This is a genomic window from Pseudogracilibacillus sp. SO30301A (assembly GCF_037072025.1).
Classification (GTDB): Bacteria; Bacillota; Bacilli; order Bacillales; family Amphibacillaceae; genus Pseudogracilibacillus.
This window is the reverse complement of the sequence record NZ_JAXHDD010000044.1, coordinates 26400-32413: the sequence shown is the minus strand read 5'-3', so window position 1 is coordinate 32413 and position 6014 is coordinate 26400. Positions and strand designations below refer to the sequence as shown.

7 protein-coding genes and 1 pseudogene are annotated in these 6014 nt (G+C 34.1%); 7 read left to right on the top strand and 1 reads right to left on the bottom strand.

Features of this window, described 5'->3' with window-relative positions:
* Positions 1-481, bottom strand: a pseudogene (locus SPD89_RS16960) (heavy metal translocating P-type ATPase); the annotation flags it as partial.
* Between the two features lie 239 nt (positions 482-720).
* On the opposite strand from SPD89_RS16960, the gene SPD89_RS16955 reads away from it, so the two are divergent.
* The 7 genes from SPD89_RS16955 to SPD89_RS23165 all read left to right on the top strand — a co-directional run bounded on the left by SPD89_RS16955 (position 721) and on the right by SPD89_RS23165 (position 5768).
* The gene (locus SPD89_RS16955) at positions 721-1104 is read left to right on the top strand and encodes an OsmC family protein (protein WP_336263130.1); all 384 of its coding nucleotides are present in this window, start codon (positions 721-723) and stop codon (positions 1102-1104) included.
* Between the two features lie 84 nt (positions 1105-1188).
* On the top strand, positions 1189-2424 hold the full coding sequence (locus tag SPD89_RS16950; protein WP_336263129.1) for a cysteine desulfurase-like protein: 1236 nt from the start codon (positions 1189-1191) through the stop codon (positions 2422-2424).
* 350 nt (positions 2425-2774) lie between these two features.
* Positions 2775-3593, top strand: a complete 819-nt coding sequence (locus tag SPD89_RS16945; protein WP_336263128.1) for a YfkD family protein — start codon at positions 2775-2777, stop codon at positions 3591-3593.
* Positions 3594-3821: 228 nt separating this feature from the next.
* Positions 3822-4766: an alpha/beta hydrolase gene (locus SPD89_RS16940; RefSeq protein ID WP_336263127.1), complete on the top strand. Its 945-nt coding sequence runs from the start codon at positions 3822-3824 to the stop codon at positions 4764-4766.
* 366 nt (positions 4767-5132) lie between these two features.
* Complete coding sequence (locus tag SPD89_RS16935) at positions 5133-5276, top strand: gluconate 2-dehydrogenase subunit 3 family protein (protein WP_336263126.1); 144 nt, start codon at positions 5133-5135, stop codon at positions 5274-5276.
* 188 nt (positions 5277-5464) lie between these two features.
* Positions 5465-5623, top strand: coding sequence for a gluconate 2-dehydrogenase subunit 3 family protein (locus tag SPD89_RS23170; protein ID WP_442961187.1), 159 nt, complete (start codon positions 5465-5467; stop codon positions 5621-5623).
* A gap of 1 nt (position 5624) precedes the next feature.
* Entirely contained in the window at positions 5625-5768 is a 144-nt protein-coding gene (locus SPD89_RS23165; RefSeq protein WP_442961186.1) for a gluconate 2-dehydrogenase subunit 3 family protein, read from the top strand.
* Positions 5769-6014 lie beyond the last annotated feature (246 nt).

Here is a 6014-nt window from a genome sequence, read left to right as displayed (position 1 = left end):
TTAATTTAGAAACAGGAATCATTTTTTCAATGCCGTCTTGAATAATTCGTGCCTCTTCCGGTTGTAATTCCATTAGTGAGGAAATTTCTTGATTACTTTTATCTAACGTATATGTTTCAAGAGCACCGGCAAGAGAAAAAATAAAGATTAAAATTGCCCCTTCTGTCCAATATCCTATAGAAGCGGAACCTATAGCGGCTATTACCATAAGTAACTCAACATTAAGTTCCTTATTTTCAATCGTATCTGTAATACCTTCTTTTCCTTGTGCAAAACCACCAATAACAAATGCAACGATATGCAAAATAACCCAAAGGGCATGAGGGATTACATTTGTTAATGACCAAGTAGTTAAAATAATTAATCCACTTGTAAGGGAAGCGATTAGTTCACCATGTTTTGCTAAATTACTTAGTAAGTTTTTATTGGCTGTATTTGAAACAGAATTAGGGCTCCTTACAGCTTTAGATTGTGTAGACATTTTCATTCCTCCACATGTAATTGAGAATAATTATCATTATCGAAAACCTATAACATGCATTGCATCAAACTATTATTGATTTTTATAATGATTTTTTATTTATATTAATTATAAATAGAGGACTTTATTTAGTCAATATAAAACCATCGATAGTTTTAACAATTTGATGAATAGAAGCAACAAAAAAGAAATGTATCACGTATAATGAATGTAGGTAAATTTTGAAATGGGGGATAGACATGCATTTTAATTTTAAAGAAAATTATGTTGAAGGTACATTGCAGTATGATAACATTGCCATTGCTAGTAATGAAGAACACGGATACAGACCTTATGAATTGCTTGTGTCGTCTATAGCTGGGTGCAGTGGCTTAGTTTTTAAGCGTATATTGATAAAGCAAAAAACAGAATTTGAAACTTTTACTATTGATGCAGAAGTTGAAAGAAACAGGGATAAAGCAAATCGAATTGAAAAAATTATTTTGCATTTTAAATTAAAAGGAAAGGAATTAAACGAAAAGAAATTACAGAGAAACTTGAAAATTTCCCGTAAACACTGCGCGATGATTCGATCAATTGAAAATAGTATTGAAGTTGTGGAACGGCTAAGTATCGATAACTAAGCGAAAATATTTAGGTAGAAAAGTTTATACAGTTCATGTAATATTTTAGATAGAATTATTTAAACTGATGAGGGGGAGAAGGATGTGGAAATTGATCAGTATCCAATAGAGCAAATCCGTGAAGAATTCCCTGCATTACAACGAATCGAAAGAAATCATTTTGTCGGTTTTTTTGATGGACCAGGTGGAACTCAAGTTGCAAAATCTGTTATCGATTCGATGGCAACATATATGAAAAATGGTGTATCAAACTTGGGAGGAAGTTATCCAACAGCAATGGAGACGGCTTTCTTGGTGGATGAAGCAAGAGAATATGCAGCGGTGTTGTTAGGGACTGAAAAAGAGAACATTGCATTTGGAGCCAACATGACATCTCTTGCATTTAGGATATCACGAGCTGTTTGTGAAAGTTGGGAACAAAGTAATGGGAATATTGTTGTAACTGAAATGGATCATCATGCCAATATTGATCCATGGGTTACAGCTGCTCGAACCAAAAATCTTGCAGTGAATACTTTAGAGTTAGATTGTGAGACCAAAACTTTAGATCTTTCAAATCTTTCAAAAATAATTAATGAAGAAACAAAATTAGTTGCAATTGGGCTTGCTTCCAATGCAATTGGAACAATCAATAACTATAGAAAAGTTATTCAAAGGGCAAAAGAAGTCGGTGCATTGGTTGCGATAGATGCTGTTCATGCTGTTCCACATTTTGCGATTAATTTTAAAGAGATAGGAGCTGACTTTTTATTCTGTTCCGCTTATAAGTTTTTCGGCCCACATGTAGGCATTGTTGCAATAGATAAAGACGTATTTAATGAGTTAAATGTTTTTAAACTTAAACCAGCTCCAAGAGAAGCCCCTAATAAATTAGAAACCGGCACGTTAAATTTTGAAGGCTTAATTGGGGTTACAGAAGCAATCAGGTTTATGGCAAACATTGGGAATGGTAATTTACTTCGCGAAAAGCTCATCTCGGCTTATAAAAAGATGAAATCCTATGAGAATTATTTAGCAGATTTTTTAAGAAAATCCTTAGCAGAACTTGAGCATGTGAAAGTTTATCAATCTGGGGCTGATGTCCCAAAAACGCCGACGATTTCCTTTCAAATTGAAAATATGGAAGCTAAATTAGTTTGTCATTATCTTGCGCAAAACTATGCTCTTCATTTAGAATATGGGGATTTTTATGCAATGACTTTAGTGAAAAAACTAAATGTAAAACATGGTGGATTGATACGAGCAGGTATTGCACCGTATAATACACTCGAAGAGATTAATCGACTAATTGATGCGTTGAAAAAATTAAAAGAAATCTAGAAACTATGTGCGTGTTCAAAAAGGAGGATAAAAAGGATCAAGAAGTTCGAGTCGGCGCAGTTTCGAGCAGCGGAATGTATGCATTTAGATACATGAGCAAAGATCTGGCACGCAGGAAAAGTGATCTTCTTTTCCAAGGAAACGCTTCTAGCACGTAGAAAAAGTGCTTTCCTTATTCAAGGAGCAGAGAAACAAGCATTCGTGCGAAATTCGCAGTGTCATTTTTACCGGACTTATTGAACACCTCTATGTAAGAAATATTGTCACCGAATTGCACGAAGTATTTGAAACGTCAATTAATGTATAAAATTCATCTATCAAGAAAAACTATCCGAAAAGGAGTGAGATAGATGAATGCACGTTGGCTTTATATGTTTTGGTTGATTGGTTTCTTATTCAGTTTTAGTATATTTTCTTTTGAATCTTCTATTTCGGCGGAAGAGAAAAAACAGAAAAAAGAAATAGAGTCTTTTACCCTTCCGAAAAATGTTATTTCATTATCAAAAGCAAATACTTTTCCAAATACGACTGAGGATATGGAGATTATAGAGCCAAGTAGTGATACGAAAGAACTGCTGGATGAAATTAGTATCCCAATTGATAACCATGAGTTGATCAAGCTACTTAATGAATCAATAATAAAACCGTCTCCACTTGCAATCGGCTATAGAGCACAAGTTTATTTAGGGCGCTGGCCATTAAATTATCAATCAGAAAATACATCTGTAATTTGGGATTACCAAGCGATTAATGAGAATAAAATTGACAACTTAAATGGAGATGACGTACAAGAAATTCGTTATATTCAGCAAGAACAAAAAGAAGTAAAAGGTGCATTAACAAATAAAATTGATAATCCTGATGTAATTAAAAAAATGATCTTACAAACTGCAAATGATAAGACTAATTTGCCTCTTTCTTTTACAACAGTTTTTGGGAAAAATACAAAATTAGAGAACTTTTATAATGTCCCCGTAAAAAAATCAGGATATTTAAAGGCGTACAGTCCTGCGATCAATGAAAAAGGAAAAATCACTTATGGAGAAGTCTATATTGAACTGAAAGGAAATACTAAAAGTATAAAAATTAAAAATGTAACGAAGCAAGGAGTAGGGGCATGGATACCAATTCAAGACCATGTTTCTCTCTCCTTTCAACTAAAGCCCTGAATATCAGGGTTTATTTTTTTTGAACAAATAAAGATGAAGGCGCAGTCCCCTTCCAATTGTGTGAAGTACAACTGTATCTATGTCATACCAAATTCTCAGACTTAGTAGAAGAGGTTCACCTTACACTTAGTTATGGTTTGAGTGTATCAAAATTTTAATATGATATTCTTTTCTGAAGTATTTGATGATATGATAAACAAAAGATCACTTTCCAAAGGGGCGAGAAAAGTGAAAAGAAGATTAAAAATAATATTGGTAAGTGTTGTTGCTTTTTTAGTGACGATATTAATTTTTATTGGAAATTATTTTTACGGTGAAAGTGTAAAGCGTGGTTCCGAAGTAGAACTGCATAGAGAAGCCGAAACAGTTAATGCCAATGCAGATACAAATGAAGAGAGTGTATTAGCAACTGCCAAAAAGTGGTATAGCGAACAAGAGCCAGTACGTTTAACTCAAGAGGCATACGATGATTTAATTTTACAAGCAGATTATATTGAAAATGAGACCTCAAGTAAGAAGGCAGTAATTTTAGTTCACGGATTTCGAAAAGAAAAGGCAGATATGGGAGATTATACGAAATTTTATTATGACCGGGGATATAACATTCTAATGCCTGACTCTCGTGGACATGGGGAAAGTGAAGGAGATTATTACGGCTACGGTTGGCATGATCGTCTTGATCTAATTGGCTGGATCGATCAATTAATTACTGATTACGGTGTAGAGGAAATTGTTTTACATGGGAATTCCGCCGGTGCAGCAGCAGTATTGATGACAAGTGGTGAAGTATTGCCAGATCAGGTGAAGGCAATTATCGCCGACAGTGGTTATACAACAATGAAGGAAGAATTAAAACACCAATTAAAGCACCTTTATGGATTACCTTCTTTTCCACTACTTGATATTACGAGTTTAATTACAAAGGTTCGTGCTGGATACTTTTTTGGCGAAGTTACAGCTATTGAACAAGTTAAAAATAATAAACTACCATTATTTATTATTCATGGGGATGCAGATGATCTTGTTCCTACTTGGATGGGTGAAGAAATTTACGAAGCAGCTGGAGGCGATAAAGAGTTATGGCTTGTCCCCGATGTTGGCCATATTAAGGCTTATGAAATAGAGACGATTGAATTTGAAAAAAGAATAGATGATTTTTTATCAAAAATATAATATTTGATATTTAAAGATAGACGAAGCATTTATTTTGCTTTGTCTATTTTTTAGTGATACTTTTGGAAAAATAGTACAAAATAAAGACTAAATATTTTATTTTTATCTTGTTAACAATGAATAAAAAAGGAGTAAGTAGGTATAGCCGATGATAAGACGAAGGAAAATAACGAACAATATGATCGGAGTTGAAGAAGATTTATTAAAAACACAGGAATTCTTGCAGGTGAAGTTGTTGGGGATCTATACTTGGTGGATTTCTAACCAATCAGTTTCAAACAATACCAGAAACTTCGGAAAAAGTGGAAACGACTAATCTTCAAGATGCAAGAATGTTTTTTTGATCGGAAAGAGGTTTTTAATACATTGAGTGCAGCAACCGAAAGAATATTTCCAAAAGAAGATAAGGGATCAGGTGCAATTGAATTAGGGGTTCCTTATTTTATCGATAAACAATTAAACAATTCATGGGGAACGAATGCACATGTATATATGGAAAGGGCTTTTTAGCAGGGCATATTTGTGAGAGAGTATGAAAAAAAGGATGTGAAACAATCAAAGCAAGGTCCAAATGCGCACAAATAATCCCAGGAATCCCTGGTGCGAAATCGTGGAGAAATTTTCCTTCAAGAGGATGTCCAAAAAGTCCGATAAAATGACACTGCGAATTTCGCACGAATGCTTGTTTCTCCGCCGCCGTGAACTTCTTGGTTCTTTTTATCCTTTTTGAAGACGCACTTCAAGGCTTACGTACGATGGAAAAGGAAAGTCAGAAACGGTTAGAAACCTCATTCGACAAACTTGAAGGAGAGCAACAAGATGAGATACTGATCGCTTTTGAAAAAAGGATAAATTGATATGCCAGGTGTCAGTTCACAAACGTTTTTTAACTTGTTGCGCCAAACGACACTCGAAGGTTCCTACGCTAATCCGTTGTATGGGGGAAATAAAAAAATGATGAGATGGATGAAGGAACACCCTGGGTCACGTCAGTTTCTATAAATGACATTGAATCTGAAGATTATAACACTGGAAGAAACCTCCAAAAAGGAAAGTTTCGATTAAAGCAAATGAATTACAAGCATAAACGAGTAATTTTAAGGAAAGGATAGAAAAAAGACTCGATATCGTGTTAATTACTAGTATCTACGTTTATTTCACGTCTTATCACATTTGTCATAAAAATAAAAAAACGTTAAGTTTATTAAAGCGACTATAAATAAGAGAGTAAAAATGTAAGATAAGATA